Annotated in this window: 17 protein-coding genes; 11 read left to right on the top strand and 6 right to left on the bottom strand. The window is 51.5% G+C overall.

The genetic code is table 11. The annotated features are described in order from the left end of the window. Window positions 1–307 precede the first annotated feature (307 nt). The 3 genes from PHQ97_07920 to PHQ97_07910 all read left to right on the top strand — a co-directional run bounded on the left by PHQ97_07920 (window position 308) and on the right by PHQ97_07910 (window position 2,950). Window positions 308–640 carry a hypothetical protein gene (locus tag PHQ97_07920; protein ID MDD4392652.1) on the top strand — a complete coding sequence of 111 codons (333 nt, stop codon included), beginning with the start codon at window positions 308–310 and terminating at the stop codon, window positions 638–640. Between the two features lie 454 nt (window positions 641–1,094). Continuing rightward, a complete protein-coding gene (locus tag PHQ97_07915; protein ID MDD4392651.1) occupies window positions 1,095–1,979 on the top strand; it encodes a hypothetical protein in 885 nt (294 codons plus the stop codon). A gap of 503 nt (window positions 1,980–2,482) precedes the next feature. After that, window positions 2,483–2,950 (top strand): YaiI/YqxD family protein, encoded by a 468-nt coding sequence (locus PHQ97_07910; GenBank protein MDD4392650.1) that lies wholly within the window; start codon window positions 2,483–2,485, stop codon window positions 2,948–2,950. Between the two features lie 481 nt (window positions 2,951–3,431). On the opposite strand, the gene PHQ97_07905 is transcribed toward PHQ97_07910, so the two are convergent. Both PHQ97_07905 and aroD read right to left on the bottom strand, forming a co-directional pair. Further along, a complete protein-coding gene (locus PHQ97_07905; GenBank protein MDD4392649.1) occupies window positions 3,432–4,127 on the bottom strand; it encodes a GntR family transcriptional regulator in 696 nt (231 codons plus the stop codon). 916 nt (window positions 4,128–5,043) lie between these two features. Beyond that, window positions 5,044–5,751: a type I 3-dehydroquinate dehydratase gene (gene aroD / locus PHQ97_07900; protein MDD4392648.1), complete on the bottom strand. Its 708-nt coding sequence runs from the start codon at window positions 5,749–5,751 to the stop codon at window positions 5,044–5,046. Between the two features lie 299 nt (window positions 5,752–6,050). On the opposite strand from aroD, the gene PHQ97_07895 reads away from it, so the two are divergent. From PHQ97_07895 to PHQ97_07880, 4 genes are all read left to right on the top strand, one after another. Then, window positions 6,051–6,302 (top strand): hypothetical protein, encoded by a 252-nt coding sequence (locus PHQ97_07895; protein ID MDD4392647.1) that lies wholly within the window; start codon window positions 6,051–6,053, stop codon window positions 6,300–6,302. A gap of 10 nt (window positions 6,303–6,312) precedes the next feature. After that, on the top strand, window positions 6,313–7,095 hold the full coding sequence (locus tag PHQ97_07890) for an alpha/beta hydrolase (GenBank protein MDD4392646.1): 783 nt from the start codon (window positions 6,313–6,315) through the stop codon (window positions 7,093–7,095). 245 nt (window positions 7,096–7,340) lie between these two features. After that, on the top strand, window positions 7,341–8,261 hold the full coding sequence (locus PHQ97_07885) for a DMT family transporter (protein ID MDD4392645.1): 921 nt from the start codon (window positions 7,341–7,343) through the stop codon (window positions 8,259–8,261). Between the two features lie 160 nt (window positions 8,262–8,421). Continuing rightward, window positions 8,422–9,246, top strand: a complete 825-nt coding sequence (locus tag PHQ97_07880) for a pseudouridine synthase (GenBank protein ID MDD4392644.1) — start codon at window positions 8,422–8,424, stop codon at window positions 9,244–9,246. 206 nt (window positions 9,247–9,452) lie between these two features. On the opposite strand, the gene typA is transcribed toward PHQ97_07880, so the two are convergent. Then, window positions 9,453–11,291 (bottom strand): translational GTPase TypA, encoded by a 1,839-nt coding sequence (typA, locus tag PHQ97_07875; GenBank protein MDD4392643.1) that lies wholly within the window; start codon window positions 11,289–11,291, stop codon window positions 9,453–9,455. Window positions 11,292–11,882: 591 nt separating this feature from the next. On the opposite strand from typA, the gene PHQ97_07870 reads away from it, so the two are divergent. Next, the gene (locus tag PHQ97_07870) at window positions 11,883–12,104 is read left to right on the top strand and encodes a hypothetical protein (protein MDD4392642.1); all 222 of its coding nucleotides are present in this window, start codon (window positions 11,883–11,885) and stop codon (window positions 12,102–12,104) included. Window positions 12,105–12,574: 470 nt separating this feature from the next. Here PHQ97_07870 and PHQ97_07865 read toward each other — a convergent pair whose 3' ends face one another. Further along, complete coding sequence (locus PHQ97_07865; GenBank protein ID MDD4392641.1) at window positions 12,575–12,787, bottom strand: hypothetical protein; 213 nt, start codon at window positions 12,785–12,787, stop codon at window positions 12,575–12,577. Between the two features lie 111 nt (window positions 12,788–12,898). Here PHQ97_07865 and PHQ97_07860 point away from each other — a divergent pair, with 111 nt between their 5' ends. Genes PHQ97_07860 through PHQ97_07850 form a run of 3 tightly spaced genes read left to right on the top strand, consistent with a single transcriptional unit; the run spans window position 12,899 to window position 14,645 of the window. Continuing rightward, on the top strand, window positions 12,899–13,447 hold the full coding sequence (locus PHQ97_07860) for a hypothetical protein (protein ID MDD4392640.1): 549 nt from the start codon (window positions 12,899–12,901) through the stop codon (window positions 13,445–13,447). Window positions 13,448–13,473: 26 nt separating this feature from the next. Further along, a complete protein-coding gene (locus PHQ97_07855; GenBank protein MDD4392639.1) occupies window positions 13,474–14,298 on the top strand; it encodes an efflux RND transporter permease subunit in 825 nt (274 codons plus the stop codon). Further along, window positions 14,295–14,645: a hypothetical protein gene (locus tag PHQ97_07850; GenBank protein MDD4392638.1), complete on the top strand. Its 351-nt coding sequence runs from the start codon at window positions 14,295–14,297 to the stop codon at window positions 14,643–14,645. Before PHQ97_07855 ends, PHQ97_07850 begins: the two co-directional genes overlap by 4 nt. Here PHQ97_07850 and PHQ97_07845 read toward each other — a convergent pair whose 3' ends face one another. Together PHQ97_07845 and PHQ97_07840 are read right to left on the bottom strand one after the other, a co-directional pair. Further along, window positions 14,646–16,211: an FAD-dependent oxidoreductase gene (locus PHQ97_07845; protein MDD4392637.1), complete on the bottom strand. Its 1,566-nt coding sequence runs from the start codon at window positions 16,209–16,211 to the stop codon at window positions 14,646–14,648. A 209-nt stretch (window positions 16,212–16,420) separates the two neighbouring features. After that, the gene (locus tag PHQ97_07840; protein ID MDD4392636.1) at window positions 16,421–18,577 is read right to left on the bottom strand and encodes an acetate--CoA ligase family protein; all 2,157 of its coding nucleotides are present in this window, start codon (window positions 18,575–18,577) and stop codon (window positions 16,421–16,423) included. Window positions 18,578–18,620: the final 43 nt, after the last annotated feature.

The following is an 18,620-nucleotide window of genomic DNA, read 5'->3' as shown; positions in this document are numbered from 1 at the left end:
TTTTGTGTAATTCAATAAGGTAGAAAAATATAGTAAAGCAAATGTTTCGTAATATGATAAAGTATGGCATTAATTCAGATGTAACCATCTGATATAATAAAACCCAACCGTTATTTGGGTTCATAGCTTTTTTACTATCATAAACACTTAATGTGTTGTGGGGAGATCTCATCTTCGGTTTATCAATGAGCCGTTCAAATGGCAAAGCCTTTGAACTCTGACCATACCCATAGGGTATGGTTTTCTATGTCTGAATAAAAAAAAACATCCTGAGATCCCTGCTCTTTTGTTTTTGAATCCTAATTATATGGCTGGATCTACAGAAGATAAAACGACTAAAATTATGAATAAAACAGAAGAATTAGGCACTAAGGATATAGGTCCTTTTGCTTTTCAGATGGAAAATTTAACTGAAGAGGCAAAAGAAAACATAAGAAATAATGAAGATCCTGGAGAGCTTGTCTTGGCTCTTGATTCTGAAACAATTTCTATTCTACATAAAAATGGGTATCGAATAGACGCATGGACAGTTGACTCAGAGGAAAATATACGAGATTTAATCCAATTTAATGTTGATATATTAACGACAAATTATCCTGAACGCGCCATGAGAGTGAAGACAGAATGGCTTAGCAACTAAGGTGGCAGCTGGTTTGCCCTGTTGAGCTTTCAGCTTTGAGCCTTCAGCTTAGGGGTCACTCAAAAATAACTTCCCATTTTAAGCGCCGATGCATCCTGTCTGGCTGCGTTACGAAAGCTCGGAATATGCTTGATATTCATGCACTTTCGTGCCTTGCCAGACAGGCGCCTCAACACTTAAAATTTCGAACTTATTTCTGAGCGAGCCCTTAGTGATAACTTTTAATGCAAAAATTGGGTCAGAATGGCTGATTTTCATCACCTATGTTGATACCGAATCATTTCCGCATCCGTTCCAAGACAAATGGCTTGCCTTTAGTTTCCAGTATGCTAAAACATTCTTATCAGGTATGCTGGAATATTTTAACCGGCGTCATCGCAGATACGGGCACTTATCTCAAAACCATTATCGGTCCATCGTTTTTCAGAAAAAAGTAAGAATAGGGAGATAAAAAATGGGATGGAATCCATTTACGACAAGCACTCCGGCGCTGGCGGCAGAGCGAACAAAAAATCGCCTTTCGGGCCATGGAACCGTTATTTACAGAGGAACGCCACGAGATCTGGATGCGCTTGCTACTGATTATTCTGCCAACCCCAGCATCTGGAAACAAATGTTGCACTCCGGCTTTGTTTCCCCTTTTCGGCGGGCAGTGCAGAGCCCGGCCGCTTTTGGGTCGGCTTTTGGAAAAGCAACTCAATCCACCCTATCATTTTTGTTTAGTGAAATCCCGATACCAGGCCTTAATGTTTTGTTAGAGAATGCCTGCAATAAGGCCTGCGACAAGCTTCGGGAAAAGAGCCATGGGGGCAGACTCAACGCATACGGTATTAATCCAGAAGAAAAGATCAAGTTCAAGCTCAAGGAAATTGGCAAAGAGGTGGAAAATTTCGATCGATACAGGTGGAAGGTTAAACACGCAATGGAGCAGTTTAACATAGTGGTGCAGGAAGCAGATAAAATGGAATCCGCGCCTTGTGATAAATGGGTCAGAGTGCTGGTCAAATGGAAATATCTGTCCAAGCGAATCGGTAAACTCAGAAGCAGCGTAGAAACAGTGAAGGCTGTGTGTGAAGAAACCGATGCGTGGCTGACGCAAGTTGAGGCAGAATTTCAAAAGGTACATGACAGAATGAAACCGATAATGGATGCAGACGTGGAAAAGCTTAAAAACTTTGCCGGAGCGCATGAGACCTGCTCGGAAGAGTTCTGCATGTACAAGGATAAAAGGTGGACAGATAGCAAATCCGTTCCTACAAGCGACACAGCGAATTTTTTAATCAAATCAGCTTCCGCCATAAGCGATACTGTGAGTACCAGCCCGACCGATTATATGTAACCATTTTTTTATCTGATGCGATTGATAAGGGAGAGAAAAAGGGGACCTACACACCCTGTTTTCATGTAACCCGCGGGCAAAAAGGCTCAAAACTCCTCAGCAACACAAGGGATCGAGTCATTCATTTTACATCGCCCCCAAAATGCAGCCGGACAGGCTGCACAAGTCGACGCCCCTCTCATCGAGGAGTGCTTTGCAAATCTCGAGTGCCGGGGCCCGACACAGCGATGGCGGCCAGGCATTGCTTATTTGTCGTTGAAGTCATCCAGGCGTGGATCGACCCTACAGTGAAAAACCCTCGGACGATTCATCATCTCGGAAGCGGTAATTTCATGGTTGCCGGTGAAAAGATCCGGCTGAAGTCAACGATGCGATAGTGCCGGAACACCGCTCCTGCCTGAAGAACAAAAGGTAACCAATGCTGATATTGTTTCCAACTCCAGGAGCTTCGGATGCTTTGATGGCACCCGGACCAGTTCCGGGGTGATGGTAAGGAGTTTCATTTGTTGCACATTTTTGTAGATGCTGATTCGTGTCCGGTCAAACAGGAGGTGTTCCGCGTCGCAAACCGATATCGCCTTTCGGTCACATTGGTGGCCAATTCCTGGATGCGAATTCCGAATGAACGATGGATAGCGCTCGAAGTTGTAGCCAACGGATTCGACGCGGCAGATGATTGGATTGTGGAAAACGTGCAACCTAACGATATCGTAGTCACCGCTGACATCCCGCTTGCGAGCCGTTGTCTGAAGGAAGGCGCACAGGTAGTTGGCTCAACCGGAAAGCCGTTCACGGAAAACAACATCGGTCAGGCGGTCGCGACGAGGGACCTGCTGTCAGAACTTCGTGACGCAGGAGAGATAACGGGCGGCCCCCCACCGCTAAAAAAGTCTGACCGATCACGTTTTCTTCAACAGCTCGACAGCGTGATTCAATCAATCCGTCGTCAGCATCCGTCTAATTTTACCTGAAGTTTAGGGCCTGATCATAGCTGCGGCCATATTCTCTTACGTGTAGTTTCGAAATCCCGGCCGTTGCCGGCGTACGACATTGCACGATCGGGGGAAAAGATGCCGATTTTTTGCGCTTTAGCTTCATGACCCCGGCGCATCCCCCTGTATCGTGATAGAGAAGCCGGGAGCGACCGGGACGGTCCTCACAACGTTATGGCCGCAGCTATGATCAAGCCCGAATTTTAAATCTCCTTTTTATTGCGAACCCCTTTTTCAGATTTACTGAGAAATTTTCAGGTGAAGTAAGAATCCATTTTTGCCGAAAAAAAAGGCGCAGCCATAATGGATACGCCCTTAAGACCGGTGTGAGTATTTTTTATTTTCAGCAGAATTTATCAGAATCCGTATTCAATATTTACATCCACCCCATGCGGCGCAGTCTGAAAAAAACCGGTGGCCGTCGAAGAAATTGGCGTATCGCATTCATCCTCAGGTGGTGCTACAGCCGCACGACATTCTTGATATAAGAAGCCGCATTCCGAAGGTGTTCCTGCACGACCCTTTCTGCACGGTCCGGATCGCGGGCCAGCAATGCCTTATAAATTTCCATGTGCTCGGCGCGTATCTTATCAAAACGATTCGCTATGATTCGATCTGCAAAAAAATTCCGGATTCTGGCAATATGATCCAACACCCGGCTGTAGGCCATCATCAACCCCTTGTTTCGCAACATCCGAACAATATACGTATGGATGTCTTCCGCGTTTTCCCCTTCGGACTGGCTCGTATCCGGCAGGGACGGTTCCGACTGTTCCATCATGGCCATCCGGGATTGGATTTCCTCTCCATCCACCACCAGAACGGCGCGCTTGGCAGCGCCGCATTCAAGGACTTCCCTCATCTCAAAAATATCATGAATATATTCAAACGAGACAGGGGTGACATAAGATCCGCGACCAGAAATGTTTTCAACCAGATTTTCTCTTTCCAGCTGCTGGACTGCCTCCCGCACCGGCGTTTTGCTGACATTCAACATACGGGCCAGAGCTGATTCATTGATGGGAAGGCCTGGTGGAAGGGCTACTTCGATGATTTTCTGTTTGATGCTTTCATAGACCATCGCCTTCTTATTTCTGAACCCTACTTTCTCATCCAGAGCCTTATACAAGTTTTCGTTCTTTAAAAAAGAATCCATTGCTCCTCCCATGAATCTCACGCTTTTCATTAATCAGTCAATAGAGTGGACATAACCGTGCCCATACGGAAATGTCTGTTTTTTCAAATTTCTGCGCTTGACCTGTTGAATTAAACGCCTGCCAAAGGTCCGCCTCAAATTTTAACCCTCAAAATACGCCATAAATTCCTGTGGTTAAAATATTCGACTTGCCTTAACTTGAAAAAACCACCCCGTTTCCGGATTGATATAACTAACCATCCTTGTATGCAGTAATTTTTTTGAATCATACCCATCCATTTGGTCCTATGTCAATACCATTGACAACGGCCGTCGTTATCCGTTTTTCAAGCATAAACGAATCTTTTGCACAAAAGCCCCGTTACGGCTCGGCGTAAAAACTTAACTTTTTTGGCTGAATGAAATTTCCAATACATTGTTCTCATATTACAAGGCATATCCGAAAAAAAGATGTGATATCTGAAGCATACGATCGTGAAGCCGCGAATTATTTAATTTATGGATGGGGCAGATAAGAAATTTAAGGAGTCCATCCGGAAGAAGAAACTTAAAGCTCTTTTCCTCCCACATAAGGGATGAGCCCCGCTTTTTTGCTGCATAGAGCCTTCCGGCTCGTTGATGGTCTCTCCGCTCTTCACGCAAATGAGGCTTCATTCTAGCGGCGGCATGAAAATGTATCAACCCTGTGGCAGTTTAAAAATGGACTCATTAATTGGTTTAAAAATGATCGCCTGCACCTTATTTTTTGATTCCGGCGACAGGTTGGGAACATACGATAATTTTTCCCCACAACAGCTACGGTTTCTGCGTGATGCAGGCGCCTGTCGAGGGTTGTAGAAGTCAAGGTCCAATCGTTATTGAAGATTTCAGTTCGGCAGGAGGGGCCAAAACGGATTCGAACGGGTCCATGAGGCCGTCAGTGCCTGTCCCCATAATACCGCTTTAAATCTTCCTGAAGCAGATCCAGGGGAATCTGACCGGAGGCGGAAGGTCTGGAAACATAGCCGAAGGTCAGCAATGAACCTGCCAGGGGAAATATCAGGCGGGAAATGGCTCCGACACGTCCCATGGCCAGGATAATCACATTTCGATCCTTATTTTGCAGCGTAAATAACATGAGTTTTTGCACATCGTCCAATGAATTTGCTTTTACCGCAATTTTGACGACATCGGCCCCTTTTTCTTTGGCCTGATCCACGATACCCCGCAAATCCGATTCCGGGGGCGTACGGTCAACATCATGATATGAGACAATAGTCATGAGACGTTGCTGCCTTGCGATATTTATCACTTCCGGTAAAAGCGGTGAGCGCAGTTCGATATCAACCGCATCCACCAGGGAGGCGGCAGCCTTGAATATCCTCAGCTTCTTCACATCGTCGATTCCCGCACACCCGCCTTCTGCAGGATCATTTCGAACCGTCAGCAGGAGCAGAATTCCGGTTTTACGCCGGCTGCAAATGCTGCCCAGGATATAGTCCAAATCCTGGTTTTCAAATTGATCCACACGAATTTCCAATACATCAATTCCCCGTGAATGAACCACTTCGTTGGGTTCTGCATCAGAGACCGAAACGGCAATTTGTGGTCTTCCGCCGAGTGTTGCAGGTTCTAAGCGCATCATGATTTCTCCGTTTGTAAACTAAAAAAGCCCCAGGCTTTCCGGTCGGCCTGAGGCTTTTCATTACTGGTTATCGAATATTATCAGCGGACCGCAGGCAGACCGGAACTAAAACAATAGTACCAAAAATAATAAAATCTGCCTGAAAAAACTCTCATTTTCTGTATACCTGCCCTTTTTAATTGATATTTCGTCATTGTTTATTACCTCTCTACGGAGAGGTCAAGTTATTTTTTGGATGGCGGGAAACATGCGGCAAAGCGACGTTGCTTTTGCGGTTGAAAACAAAAAAGGCCTGACAGATGGCCGAGACATTGACTTTGAACGAATCCGGGCATACGATAAATCATTTTCTCCCGGCGGATCGGGCCGTGTTTCAGAAAAAATGGCTCACCATGCCGGAGGCAGGTGTCATCGACAGCGCTGAAAATGACCAGATGAAAGGCTGCGGTGTGATCCGGAAATGCAGCCCGCTGTTTGCCGTTACGAACGATACCGCAGAAAGACTTTCCCTGAAACGTTACAACGGTTCGGGAAAAGGCCAGCCGGGATGAAATGGACGTTATGAAAAACCTCAGAACCTATGGATCACCGCCTTTTTCCGTAGCCGTCGTGCACGGCGGCCCGGGAGCGGGAGGCGAAATGGCTCCGGTCGGACGCAGGCTCGCATCCGGATGGGGCGTACTGGAACCGCTTCAAACCGCCCGGTCGCTTGACGGGCAGGTTGAAGAGCTGAAAAATATCCTGAAAAAAACCGCTGACCTTCCCGTTACCCTGATTGGCTTTTCATGGGGCGCGTGGCTCAGTTTCATTCTGGCCGCCCGGTATCCCGAAACGGTCAAAAAACTGATCCTCATTGCCAGCGGACCTTTTGAGGACTCCTTTGTTGCAGAGATCCGGAAAACCCGATTCAGCCGGCTCAGTGATGACGAAAGGAACAGGGTTTGCGCTCTGTTTGAACGACTCACCCATCCTGGCACCGAAGATAAAAACAGGGCATTTGCCTCTATCGGTAAGCTTTTTTCAAAAACGGATGCGTATGACCCGATCTTTGATGAACCGGAAACCATCGAATACCGGGCGGACATATTTGAACGCGTGTGGCCGGAAGGAGCCGGGCTGAGACGAAGCGGAAACCTCCTTCAACTCGCCGGGCAAATCACCTGCCCGGTGGTGGCAATCCACGGCGACCACGATCCCCATCCGGCCGAAGGCGTTCGAAGGCCCCTGGCCGCCGCGATAAAGCACTTCCGGTTTATCCTGCTCGAACGCTGCGGGCACAGGCCCTGGATCGAACGGCATGCCAGAAAATCGTTTTCCCAAATTCTCGAAACCGAACTCAAGTGAAAATATTCAGCCACGGATCTGCACGGATCTTTTTTTATGGATAATAGCTGCCGCTTCTCCTGGCTGTTTTTTTATCCGCGTTCATCCGCGTAAATCCGTGGCAAATTTGTTTTTTGTGATAGATCAACTGATTCTTTTGTGCCCTTGCGGGTGAAAATAATATAACCTTGTATTGCTTTAAAAAGCATATACAACAGTTTTTCTAAATTCATACAAACTGATCCAAAGCTGAACCGAGACCATCCATGAACCATCAACGTCTGCTGACCTTCCCTCCGGTGGTCATCCTCCTGGTCATTGTCTGTTCCCTGTTGTGGGGCAGCGCCTTTCCGTGTGTTAAAATCGGTTTCAGGCTGTTTGATATCGAAGGCAGCACCGCGGGAAAACTGTATTTTGCCGCGTACCGGTTTCTGCTGGCAGGTGTCATAATCCTGGCCGGTGTCCGTCTTTTCGGCAAATCGATCCGACTTCCCCGGAAAAAAGACTACGCCGCGGTGTTCGTTCTGGGGCTGGTGCACACCACCTTTCAGTACATCTTTTTCTATATCGGTCTATCCCACACCACCGGCATGAAGGCATCGATCATCAACGGGGCCGGTTCCTTTATCCTGGCAATCTATTCGCACGGATTCATCAAAAACGACCGGATTTCCCCCGCCACCGCCTTCGGGCTTTTTCTGGGGTTTTCGGGGCTGGTCCTGATCAATGTATCGAGGGCATCGTTTTCCCCCGGATTTCATTTCATGGGGGAAGGCTTCATTCTGTGTGCGGCGATAGCCTCCGTGGCGGCCATGGTGCTTGTAAAGCACTCGGCCATGCGGATCTACCCGCCGCTGCTGGGAGGCTACCAACTGTTTTTCGGGGCCCTGGGGCTGCTTGCCGTATCACTTGCAACCGACTCCCCGGGGGCGGTGCACCTGTCCGCTTCCGGTCTGGCACTTACAGGCTACCTGAGTTTTGTGTCGGCAACGGCCTTTCCCCTCTGGTATGCCCTGATCAAATACAATTCACTGAGCAAAATGGCCGTGTACCGGTTTCTCATCCCGGTTTGCGGAACACTGCTTTCCGCGGCACTCCTGGACGTTGAAGCGCTCAATATCCCTGTCGTCGTTTCCCTGATCCTGGTCTCCGCCGGAATGATCCTGACATCCCTGAAACGATCGTAAAACGGATATTTTTCTTGCAATTTTACCCGTCCGGTTTATAAAAGCCACTTGATGATCACCTGAGCCCGCTTTGTGCGGGACACAACAGACAACCTGCCGACCGTCTGTCAAATTACGGTCCGCACAGCCCACAAAGCGCACAGGACGCCGTTTCAAACACATGAGACCTTCAGAACCGTTGGAAATCCTCTATCAGGACTCCTTTTTTGTAGCCGTTAACAAACCGTGCGGCTTACTGGTCCACCCCAGCCCGATCGATAAAGGAGAAAAAAGGGTAGCGGTCCGAATCCTCCGGGATCAGATCGGACAGCGGGTTTACCCCGTCCACAGACTGGACCGGCCCACGTCCGGCGTGTTATTGTTTGCACTGACTTCCGAAGCCGCAGGCAAGACGGCGCAATTATTTCAGACCGGCCGCATCCGGAAAAAATACATCGCGGTGGTGCGCGGATATACCGAAAAGAGCGGTACAATCGACTACCGTCTGAAAGAAATCCGCGATAAGCGCATCCTGCGCGACGATTCGAAAAAAGAAACCGATTATCCCGCCGTCACGAACTATAAACGGATGGCAACCATTGAACTTCCCTTTGCTGTGGATAAATACCAGACCAGCCGGTATTCTCTGGTAGCGCTTTTGCCGGAAACAGGGCGGCGGCATCAGCTGCGGCGCCACATGAAACACATCGCACACCCAATTGTCGGCGACACGAAACACGGCCAGTACGCGCATAATGCCTTTTTTAAAACTCGGTTCAACTGCGGCTGCCTGCTGCTTGCCGCCGTAGAGCTGAGCTTCATGCACCCCGTGACAGGCGAAGCTATAACGATCACGGCAGATATCAACAGCGAGTTCCGCGCCCTGTTGACAAAATTTAACTGGAATGACTATGTATCATCCAGTCACCCGGCATCATCTGCGTACCCGCAGACCGCATCCGCACCTGTGGCAGGATGCATGATCAATATGCCGGATGCAAGGTAACCCCTGACGTTACAAATATCGGACTTGATCATCACTGCGGCCATATTCTCTTACGTGTAGTTTCAAAGTCCCGGCCCTGTTGAATTATCCAAAAAAGTCCGGCCCCCGAGCGGGAGCAAGGGGGCCAGAAAAAATTGCCGGTCTTCAGTTTCAAACCCGTGTAAACGAGCTGAAACGGGCTGTTTTAAACGGACATCAACGGGGGTCTACTCCTGTTTTTTCTTTGAACCGCGCAGGGTATAGCGTTTTTGTGCGGACAACTCGGTTTTTCTGAGCCGGATGGACATCGGAGTCACCTCTACCATCTCATCCTCCCGGATAAAGTGTATGGCCCGCTCCAGGGTCATAGCCTTTACCGGCGTCAGGATCACGCTGTCGTCCTTACCGGAGGCACGCATGTTGGTCAGCTTTTTCCCCTTGCAGGGATTGACATTCATATCGCTGTCCTTGCTGTTCTCCCCGACGATCATCCCCTCATAGACCGGTTCACCCGGAACAATGAACAGCCGGCCCCTGGGCTCGAGATTATACAGTGCGTATGCCACCCCCACACCCGACCGGTCTGAAACAAGCGAACCGGTAAAGCGGCTGGGAAAATCCCCCCGGTAGAGATCATATCCGGACAGATAGGCATTGATAATGCCCGTGCCCTTGGTATCGGTTAAAAACTCGTCTCTGTATCCGATCAGGGACCGGGTCGGCACACTGAATTCGATTCTCACGCGGCCCTTGCCATTGTTGACCAGGTTGATCATTTTCCCTTTTCGCAGAGACAGTTTTTCAGTCACGACCCCCTGAAACGTCTCCTCACAGTCAATATAAAGATGCTCGATGGGCTCGAGCTGTTTTCCGTCCTCATATCTGAAAATAACTTCCGGCCGTCCCACGCAGAGTTCAAAGCCCTCCCGTCGCATGGTCTCGATAAGAATGGCCATCTGGAATTCACCCCGGCCCTTGACCAGAAAGACATCTCTGCTGTCGGTTTCCTCAACCTTGATGGCCACATTTCTCAGGGTTTCCTTCAGGAGACGTTCGCGTATTTTGCTGGACTGAACGATTTTTCCTTCCTTGCCGGCCTGAGGAGACGTATTGATGGTAAATTTCATGGCCACCGTAGGCTCGTCCACGGCAATTCGCTTCAAAGGTTTGGGGCAATCCCGGGTACAGATGGTATCACCGATCGTAACGGCTTCAATACCTGCCAGAACGACGATATCCCCCGGATCGGCCTCATTGACAACTTTAAGATTCAATCCGTCGTAGATCTGAAGCTTGGAAATTTTCAGCGGGATCTGCCGGCCCTTCTCCCCGATACAGACGAGACTGTCACTGATCCTGATCCGCCCATTGACTATTTTTCCGATGGCAAGCCGCCCCATATAATCAGAATAATCCAGATCGGCCACCAGCATCTGAAAAGAGGCACCCGGTGTATGGGCCGGTGCGGGGATATGTTTCAAAATGGCGTCAAACAGGGGGTGCAGATTTTCCCCCTTGTCCTCGAGCCGTATTTGCGCAATCCCCTGCCGGCCGATGGCATAAAGATAGGGGAAATCCAGCTGCTCGTCATTCGCACCAAGGTCGATGAACAGATCGTATACTTCATCCAGCACTTCGGCCGGACGCGCGTCTTTTCTGTCAATCTTGTTGATCACCACAATGACCTTCAGGCCCGCCTCCAGCGTCTTTTTCAATACAAACCGCGTCTGGGGAAGCGGCCCCTCGGATGCATCCACCAACAGCAGAGCGCCATCGGCCATGGAAAGCGCGCGTTCGACTTCACCGCCGAAGTCCGCATGCCCCGGCGTATCGATGATATTGATTTTAACGCCCTTCCAACTGACCGAACAGTTTTTGGCGGCGATGGTAATACCCCTTTCGCGCTCGAGATCCATACTGTCCATTATTCTTTCATCGACCTGCTGCCCTTCCCGGAAGAGTCCGCTTTGCCGGAACATGGTATCCACCAGAGTGGTCTTCCCATGATCGACGTGGGCAATAATCGCAATATTTCTAAGTGTTTCGTTTCGTTCAGGTTTGTTCATCAACCGTTCCTTTCTAACCCACGCAACACACCGCAGGATCTATGATCCGGATGTATCCATGTCATTAAATCTATCGTCGTGCCTATGAAGGATGTTATGCGTTCCGGCAGGCGGAATCCTTGAGGCTATCGCAAACTGATCCGCGATATATGATGCAGTTACCCAATAAAACCGATCGGATGAAGGGGGTATGGGCAGTGATTACGATCACCGTATCAGCACAGGGTATATTACAGAAATTCGATACGATATGCAAACAAATAACATTCGGATTATTAAACATCGAAACCCTCAGAGACGAGTCTGTATGCCGTTGTTTCAAGCCATATCCCCGAAACCATCCATTACCTTAATCTGAAAGGGCAACGAATATTTTCTATTGGCAGATACATTGCGAGGTGTATGATTTTTGATTCGTACACCGGCGCCGATGATCTGATCATAGGACACTGATATTGCATAACTCTTTTGAAGCAGTCTTTCGGCACGAACCGGATGCAGGGAAGGCTGAGCACCAATACATTTTACAAATCCGCCAGAGATAGAGACCCACACAAGGGATCTGGCCCCCTGTATACAGAAAGATGAGACATGCTGATAGAAGAGCTGGGAAAAAAATCGAAACAAAAACCTGAATTTGACTGGGAAAAATACTACGAATGGCAACTTCAGCAGGATGGCGGCCGCCAACTGTGCCAACCTCATCCTGTTTTGTGGAAATGCCCGTGCGGGGCAAAAAACGCCTCCTGCGATGGCGTACACTATGATAAATGTCAGCGTTGCGGACGGATCATACCCTCCCGAAAAGGATAAGTCGCAGGCATTCAGCGACCGTTATCCGGGCTGAAATTACCGCTGTCGGCACGCCGCTCTGCGGGATGTGTTACGTTTTATCAAAGGCCGTGCAGACCGCATTCCGATTACCGGCAGGCCTTTTCCGCATCATGTACCTGGCCTTCAATCGGCAACCCCTTCGCCGGCCGGACAACTCATCCCCGCACCCCCGGACATAGAGAATTTCCTTATTGACAATCCCGGCCGTATTCCATGATAGTAAAAGTATAAAAATACCTTGTCGGAACAGGCACTTTGAGCGCATTTTCTGAAAATCGAATTCATGAATGCTGATTCACATCCTCCGGAGCGGGCTTGTGCCTGCCGGACACTTCACGAAACGGTTCTTCCATCATATCTGTCTTACCGGGCGCATACGAAACCGTCTATATCAAACGATTTAGTTCCTAAATCCTTAAACTCTGTCAAAAAAAACAAAAATTTTCCCGTTATAGTGACCGCCCGCTTCGCTCGAGACGGTAAGAACGCAGAGCCTCGAAAGAGTTATCATCGGGCAGTCCATACAGAACCGGATCCCGGAGCTGATTGACATGATCGGGCACGGCCCCACCAAAACCTTTGCGCCGTGGAGCATGCCGGACAGCGCGATGGGCGCGGGACTCCATGATGTCCCCATAGGCTGCCTCCCGGTTGATTGTCATTGATACCGTCCAAAACCACGGGATTCCGGGGGATCTGCCCAAGCTGGATGCTTCCTGCCGAATGAGACCCGCAGACGCATTATCCGATTCGATCCAAGGACAGACATGCGCATGACGATTTCAACACGATACGGTCTTATCATATCCGCGGCCTTGCTCATCATGGGATGCGCACATCAATATCCGCCGGAATCGTTATCCTCGCCTGATCCGGCGACCGGGCCTTTTTTTCAGACTTATGACCCGGCCCCTGAGCCGCTTCCGCCCCTGGATGAAAATTCGTCTCTGGAAGATTTTCTCACCTATGCGGAACTGAACAATCCCGGACTGAAAGCCGAATTTTTGAAATGGAAAGCGGCTCTCGAAAAAATCCCCGAAGTTAAGGCCCTGCCCGATCCCCGCTTTACCTATGCCGGGTTTATCGAACATGTGGAAACCCGCGTCGGACCGCAGCGCCAGAGATTCGGACTCTCCCAGGCATTCCCCTGGTTCGGCAAACTGGACCTGAAGGCCGGCAGCGCCATGGAACTGGCCAGGCTGGAGGTGATGAAAACCGCCAGCCTGGCCACAGTAACCGCTGCCCGGAAAAAGCTCAGTCTCTGGCGCCTCACCAACGGGCAGATTGACGATATTGTCAAACGGCGCCCATTGACCACATAACCCTTCCGGCGCCTGTCAGCGGCGTGGTGATCCACAAGGATGCCATAGGCCGCCTCTACGTAAAGATCAGAGGGCAGAAGTGCAGAGGAATAAAGACGCAACAACTCGCGGGCGTAGGGACGGCCCCCCGTGTCCGCCCGTCGGGTAAAGGGCACGGGAAGAGGATAGAGCGAAGTGGCTGTCGGCGGCAAGCCCATCACCACCACGGTGGAAGGCAGAGATATGAAAATCAGCTCCGCGCCCAGAAAACATTGTCGCTCGTGCTGCCCCTGGCCCTGTTTATCATCTTCATGATCCTGTACTTCCAATTTAGATCCGTTCTCACCACCTTCATGGTGTTTTCCGGAATTCTGGTCGCCTGGGCGGGCGGTTTTTTCCTGATCTGGCTCTATGCCAAACCCTGGTTTCTCAATTTCTCCCTGTTTGATATGTCCATGCGGGATCTGTTTCAGGTGCACCCGGTCAACCTGAGCGTGGCCATCTGGGTGGGGTTTCTGGCGCTTTTCGACATTGCCTCCGATGACGGAGTGCTGATGGCCACCTATCTGAACCAGAGCTTTTCGAAAATGGCCCCTGAATCCATCGCCCAGATCCGGGAATCCACCCGGGAAGGAGCGCTTCAGCGGGTCCGGCCGGCGCTGATGACCTCAGCCACCACGATTTTAGCCCTGATTCCGGTGCTCACCTCCACCGGCCGGGGGTCGGATATCATGGTCCCCATGGCCATCCCGTCGTTCGGAGGCATGCTGGTGGAACTGATTACCCTGTTTGTCGTTCCGGTGCTGTACTGCGGCCGGAAAGAGATACGATTTCATATCAGAAAACATCCCCTACCAAAAGGAACCCCATGATGACAGAAGCAGATCTTAGAAAATGGCATCGGACTTCAGGCATGGTCCTCAGCGTCGAGGACTTTCTACGCGATAATCGCTCCGCCTCTCAACAGGTTCAGACGGGGCGCGACCCCTCTCCGGCTGCCGGAAGCGAAAGAGATGTTACCGAAGTACAGATCCCGGGAAACCTCCGGGCGGGGGCTTCGTCAGAACCGGAAGAAGAGCTCATCGAAGAGATTCATCGGGGCGGGGGATATGCCGGGGCGCTTTACCGTATCGTACTGGGCGCATGCCTGATCGGCCAGAGTGCTGGGGGGATTTTGCTGTTCATCGCCATATACCGGCGGCGCCACGCCCATCAATAATCACCGCAGCTGTTGCACAATCGCCTGCGCGGTCAGCTGTCCGTCGATCGCCGATGAGACAATCCCGCCGGCATAACCGGCCCCTTCCCCGCAGGGGTAGAGCTGCTGAACCTGAGGATGCATCCATGTAACCGGATCACGCGGGATTCGAACCGGCGAGCTGGTCCGAGATTCCACGGCCAGCACCATCGCCTCGCCGGTGAAATATCCTTTGTGTTTTTTTCCGAATACCGTCAGGGCCTCCCGCAGCCGGCTGCTGACCGATTCCGGCAGCAGGTCATGCACCGGAGCCGATATCACGCCGGGCGTATAGGAGGTATCCGGAAGGGAGGCAGAAATCCGTCCCGCGACAAAATCCGTCACCCGCTGGGCCGGGGCCCGCTGGGTTTTATCTTTTCCGGCTTCAAAGGCCGCTACTTCCACCTGCCGCTGAAATTCCAGCGCGGCCAGAGGACCGGACGACTCAAAGGACGACCAGTCTGCCGGCCGAATTTCAACCACCATGCCGGCATTGGCATAACGGGCATCCTGCCGGGACATGCTCATCCCGTTTAAGACCAGTTCGCCTGGCGCCGTAGATGCCGGGACAATGAACCCGCCCGGACACATGCAGAAGGAATAGACCCCGCGGCCCTCCACCTGACAGACCATACGGTAGGAAGCGGCCGGCAGATTTTGATGGCGGGGGCTGTGATGATAAAAAATCTGATCAATCAAAGACTGGGGATGTTCGATCCGCACCCCGAGGGCAAAGGGTTTGGCTTCAATCCGGATGGCTTGCCGGTGCAGCATCCGGTACACATCCCGGGCCGAATGCCCGGTCGCCAGAATGACCGCACGCCCAGTAAATTCCCGGCCGTCTTCGGTCCGGACGCCGACGGCGCGGTTTTGACTCACTATCAGATCCGACACCCGAGATTGAAAAAGGACCTGCCCCCCATGGGCCAGGATGGTGTTTCTGAGCTGCTCCACCAGGCGGGGCAGCACATTGGACCCGATATGCGGATGCACATCGATGAGGATATCCGGAGATGCGCCATGTTCCACAAAAAGCCGCAGGACGGACTGAACATCTCCCCGCTTGGTGGAACGGGTGTAGAGCTTGCCATCGGAATAGGTCCCGGCACCGCCTTCGCCGAAGCAGTAGTTGGAATCCGGGTCGACGATGCTTTTCCGGTGAAGCCGGCCGATATCGATGCGACGGGACCGGACATCCTTCCCCCGTTCAAGCACAACCGGACACACCCCCATGGAAATAAGCTTCAGGGCCGCAAAATATCCGGCAGGTCCCGCTCCCACAATAATCACCGGTTCATCTGGAGCCACTGTCGGCCAGGCCCTTTTCGGGGGCGTATCGTCTTCTTCAGGCGGAGGCGCATCCGGATAGACCTTCACCTGGAGGATATATTCCGGACATCTCTTCCGGGCATCGATGGATCGGCGTTGAATCCGGTAGTCGACAAACGGGCCTTTGCATACGGACGATATCCGCTGCCGGATAAATTCGGAATCATGAATATGCTCCGCCGGAACGCTGATTTGAATCAATTGTGACAGTGCTGACATACCTGTTCCTGTGACACGATATAAAACCCCCCGGAATGACAGAGGGCTTTGGCCATTAAGCGCAATTTTCGAAAAGATTGTTTATTGATGGTTCAATAAAACGGCAGCTGCAATTGCTTTCAGCAATTACAGCTGCCGTTAACGGTGATACCGGATGTTTACCAAAACTCCGTTTTGAATGCCGAATGCTTACGGATCTGCCGCTGCCATCATGCCTGAACCGGTCGATTCAGAATAATCCGACAGTCGGCAACGGTGGTTCCGTTTCCCTTTTCATGCACCAGCAGAGGATTGATATCCAGTTCCTGGATCTCGGGATGGTTGGTGACCATGTCAGAGAGGCATATCAGCAGTTTCTCCATGGCATCCACGTCGGCCTCGGGTTTTCCCCTGAACCCGGTAAACAGCTTATACCCCTTGATGCTCTGGATCATTCTGCGGGCGGCATTCCTGCCGATCGGCGCCAGGCGGAAGGCCACATCCTTGAACACTTCCACAAACACACCGCCAAGGCCGAACATCAAAAGCGGCCCGAAGATCGGATACCGGTTCACCCCCAGGATCACCTCCTGGCCGGATGGCGCCATCTTCTGAATCAGCACCCCGGTGATTTGGGCTTCCGGATCATATGCCGCGGCATTGGCGACAATGGCATCAAATGCCCTACGGACCTCGTCGGCTGTCTTCAGGCCCACCTTGACACCGCCGGCATCGGATTTGTGGATGATCTGCGGAGACACGATCTTCATCACCACGGGATAGCCGATCTTTTCTGCAATACCGGCAGCCTCATCCGCCGTGGTGGACAATTCGGTCGGCAGCACGTTGAATCCGTAACATTTTAACAGCGCAAGCCCGTCGAGCTCACCCAGGTACGTCTGCCCCCGGTCAAGGCATTTTCCAATAATCTGTGCCGCCTGCTTCCGGTCATGCTCCAGACTGTATTCGGCCAGTTGCCGCCGGTTGATCCACATGGAAAATCGATACATGGCCGAGAAGGCCTTGGCCGCGTTTTCCGGAAACTTATAGACCGGATACCCGTGTTCCTGAAGATATTTGACACCCGGAGATACATCCACGATTCCCATGAAACAGCACAGAATCGGCTTGTGCGACCGCCGGGCGATCCGAACAATGGCTTCGGCCGTTCCCAGTGCATTGGTCATGGACTGCGGGGTTAAAATAACCAGGGCGCCGTCCACTCCGTCATCATTGATGACCGCCTCCAGCGCGTACTCATACCGGTCGGAGGCCGCATCCCCGATCACATCCACGGGGTTGTTCAGGTTAGCCGCTGACGGCAGATGACTGGCCAGGGTCCGCACGGTTTCCGGCGAAAATTCCGCCAGGGCCAAACCCGAGGAAATGGTCACGTCCGTTGCCAGGATACCGGGGCCGCCGGCATTGGTGACAATGGCCACGCGGTTGCCGGCCGGCAGCTTCCGGGTCAGTTTACCCAGGGCTGTTTCCTGCTTGTAGTTAAACGCATTGGCCATATCAAACAACTCGTCAATGGTTTCGGCCCGGAGGATACCGGCCTGCTGAAAAATCGCATCATATACCGCTTCGGAACCGGCCAGTGACCCGGTATGCGATGCGGCAGCCTTTGCCCCGGCGCTGGTCCGGCCCGATTTGATGACCAGAACCGGTGTCGGGCGAGCGCCCGATGTTATTTCCCGAACCGTTTCAATGAACTCGGGACCCCGGCGAAGCTCCTCCAGATAGATCATAATGACATTGGTATCCGGATCACGGTGAAGATACCGAAGCAGGTCCAACTCATCCACATCGGCCTTGTTGCCGGTGGAGATGAATTTCGAAAACCCGAAATCCCGATCGGCCGCAAAATCCAGTACCGCCGTGCACAGGGCCCCGCTCTGGGAAATAAATGAAATATTGCCTTTGGCCGGCATACGGGTTGAAAAACTGGCATTCAACCTCACGGCGGCCATCGGATTAATCACGCCCAGGCAGTTCGGCCCGACGAGCCGGACACCGGCCTCCCGGCATTTGGCAAGAATGGTGTTTTCAAGTTCAAGCCCCTGTTTTCCGATCTCCCGGAATCCGGCAGATACAATAACAATTCCCCGTACCCCTTTACGGATGGAGTCTTCAACTGCGCCCAGGGCCGCCTGGGGTGGAACAATCACAATCGCCAGATCAATATCTTCGGGGATATCCAGAACCGTCGGGTAGGCCCGGACGCTCAATATGGATTTGGCGCCCGGATTGACCGGATACAGGGTTCCGGTAAATCCGCCCTTGAGTATGTTGGCAAAAATGTCATGTCCCACCTTCCCTGTCTTTGCCGATGCGCCGATCACGGCTACCGACCCAGGGGAAAAAATAGCATCCAAATTGTTCATCACATCGTCTCCTTTTTATCTGTCGTTCGTTCACAATACCCGT

This window comes from Desulfobacterales bacterium, assembly GCA_028704555.1.
In the GTDB taxonomy this organism is placed as follows: Bacteria; Desulfobacterota; Desulfobacteria; order Desulfobacterales; family JAQWFD01; genus JAQWFD01.
The sequence above is the reverse complement of the archived record's forward strand: the minus strand, read 5'-3'. Positions and strand labels throughout refer to the sequence as shown.

Bases quoted from the DNA above. Each gene is read 5' to 3' on its own strand.
- PHQ97_07920 (MDD4392652.1), top strand. From the start codon at position 308: ATGGCTGGATCTACAGAAGATAAAACGACTAAAATTATGAATAAAACA.
- PHQ97_07915 (MDD4392651.1), top strand. From the start codon at position 1,095: ATGGGATGGAATCCATTTACGACAAGCACTCCGGCGCTGGCGGCAGAG.
- PHQ97_07905 (MDD4392649.1), bottom strand. From the start codon at position 4,127: ATGGATTCTTTTTTAAAGAACGAAAACTTGTATAAGGCTCTGGATGAG.
- aroD (MDD4392648.1), bottom strand. From the start codon at position 5,751: ATGATGCGCTTAGAACCTGCAACACTCGGCGGAAGACCACAAATTGCC.
- PHQ97_07895 (MDD4392647.1), top strand. From the start codon at position 6,051: ATGGCCGAGACATTGACTTTGAACGAATCCGGGCATACGATAAATCAT.
- PHQ97_07890 (MDD4392646.1), top strand. From the start codon at position 6,313: ATGAAAAACCTCAGAACCTATGGATCACCGCCTTTTTCCGTAGCCGTC.
- PHQ97_07885 (MDD4392645.1), top strand. From the start codon at position 7,341: ATGAACCATCAACGTCTGCTGACCTTCCCTCCGGTGGTCATCCTCCTG.
- PHQ97_07880 (MDD4392644.1), top strand. From the start codon at position 8,422: ATGAGACCTTCAGAACCGTTGGAAATCCTCTATCAGGACTCCTTTTTT.
- typA (MDD4392643.1), bottom strand. From the start codon at position 11,291: ATGAACAAACCTGAACGAAACGAAACACTTAGAAATATTGCGATTATT.
- PHQ97_07870 (MDD4392642.1), top strand. From the start codon at position 11,883: ATGCTGATAGAAGAGCTGGGAAAAAAATCGAAACAAAAACCTGAATTT.
- PHQ97_07865 (MDD4392641.1), bottom strand. From the start codon at position 12,787: ATGACAATCAACCGGGAGGCAGCCTATGGGGACATCATGGAGTCCCGC.
- PHQ97_07860 (MDD4392640.1), top strand. From the start codon at position 12,899: ATGACGATTTCAACACGATACGGTCTTATCATATCCGCGGCCTTGCTC.
- PHQ97_07850 (MDD4392638.1), top strand. From the start codon at position 14,295: ATGATGACAGAAGCAGATCTTAGAAAATGGCATCGGACTTCAGGCATG.
- PHQ97_07845 (MDD4392637.1), bottom strand. From the start codon at position 16,211: ATGTCAGCACTGTCACAATTGATTCAAATCAGCGTTCCGGCGGAGCAT.
- PHQ97_07840 (MDD4392636.1), bottom strand. From the start codon at position 18,577: ATGAACAATTTGGATGCTATTTTTTCCCCTGGGTCGGTAGCCGTGATC.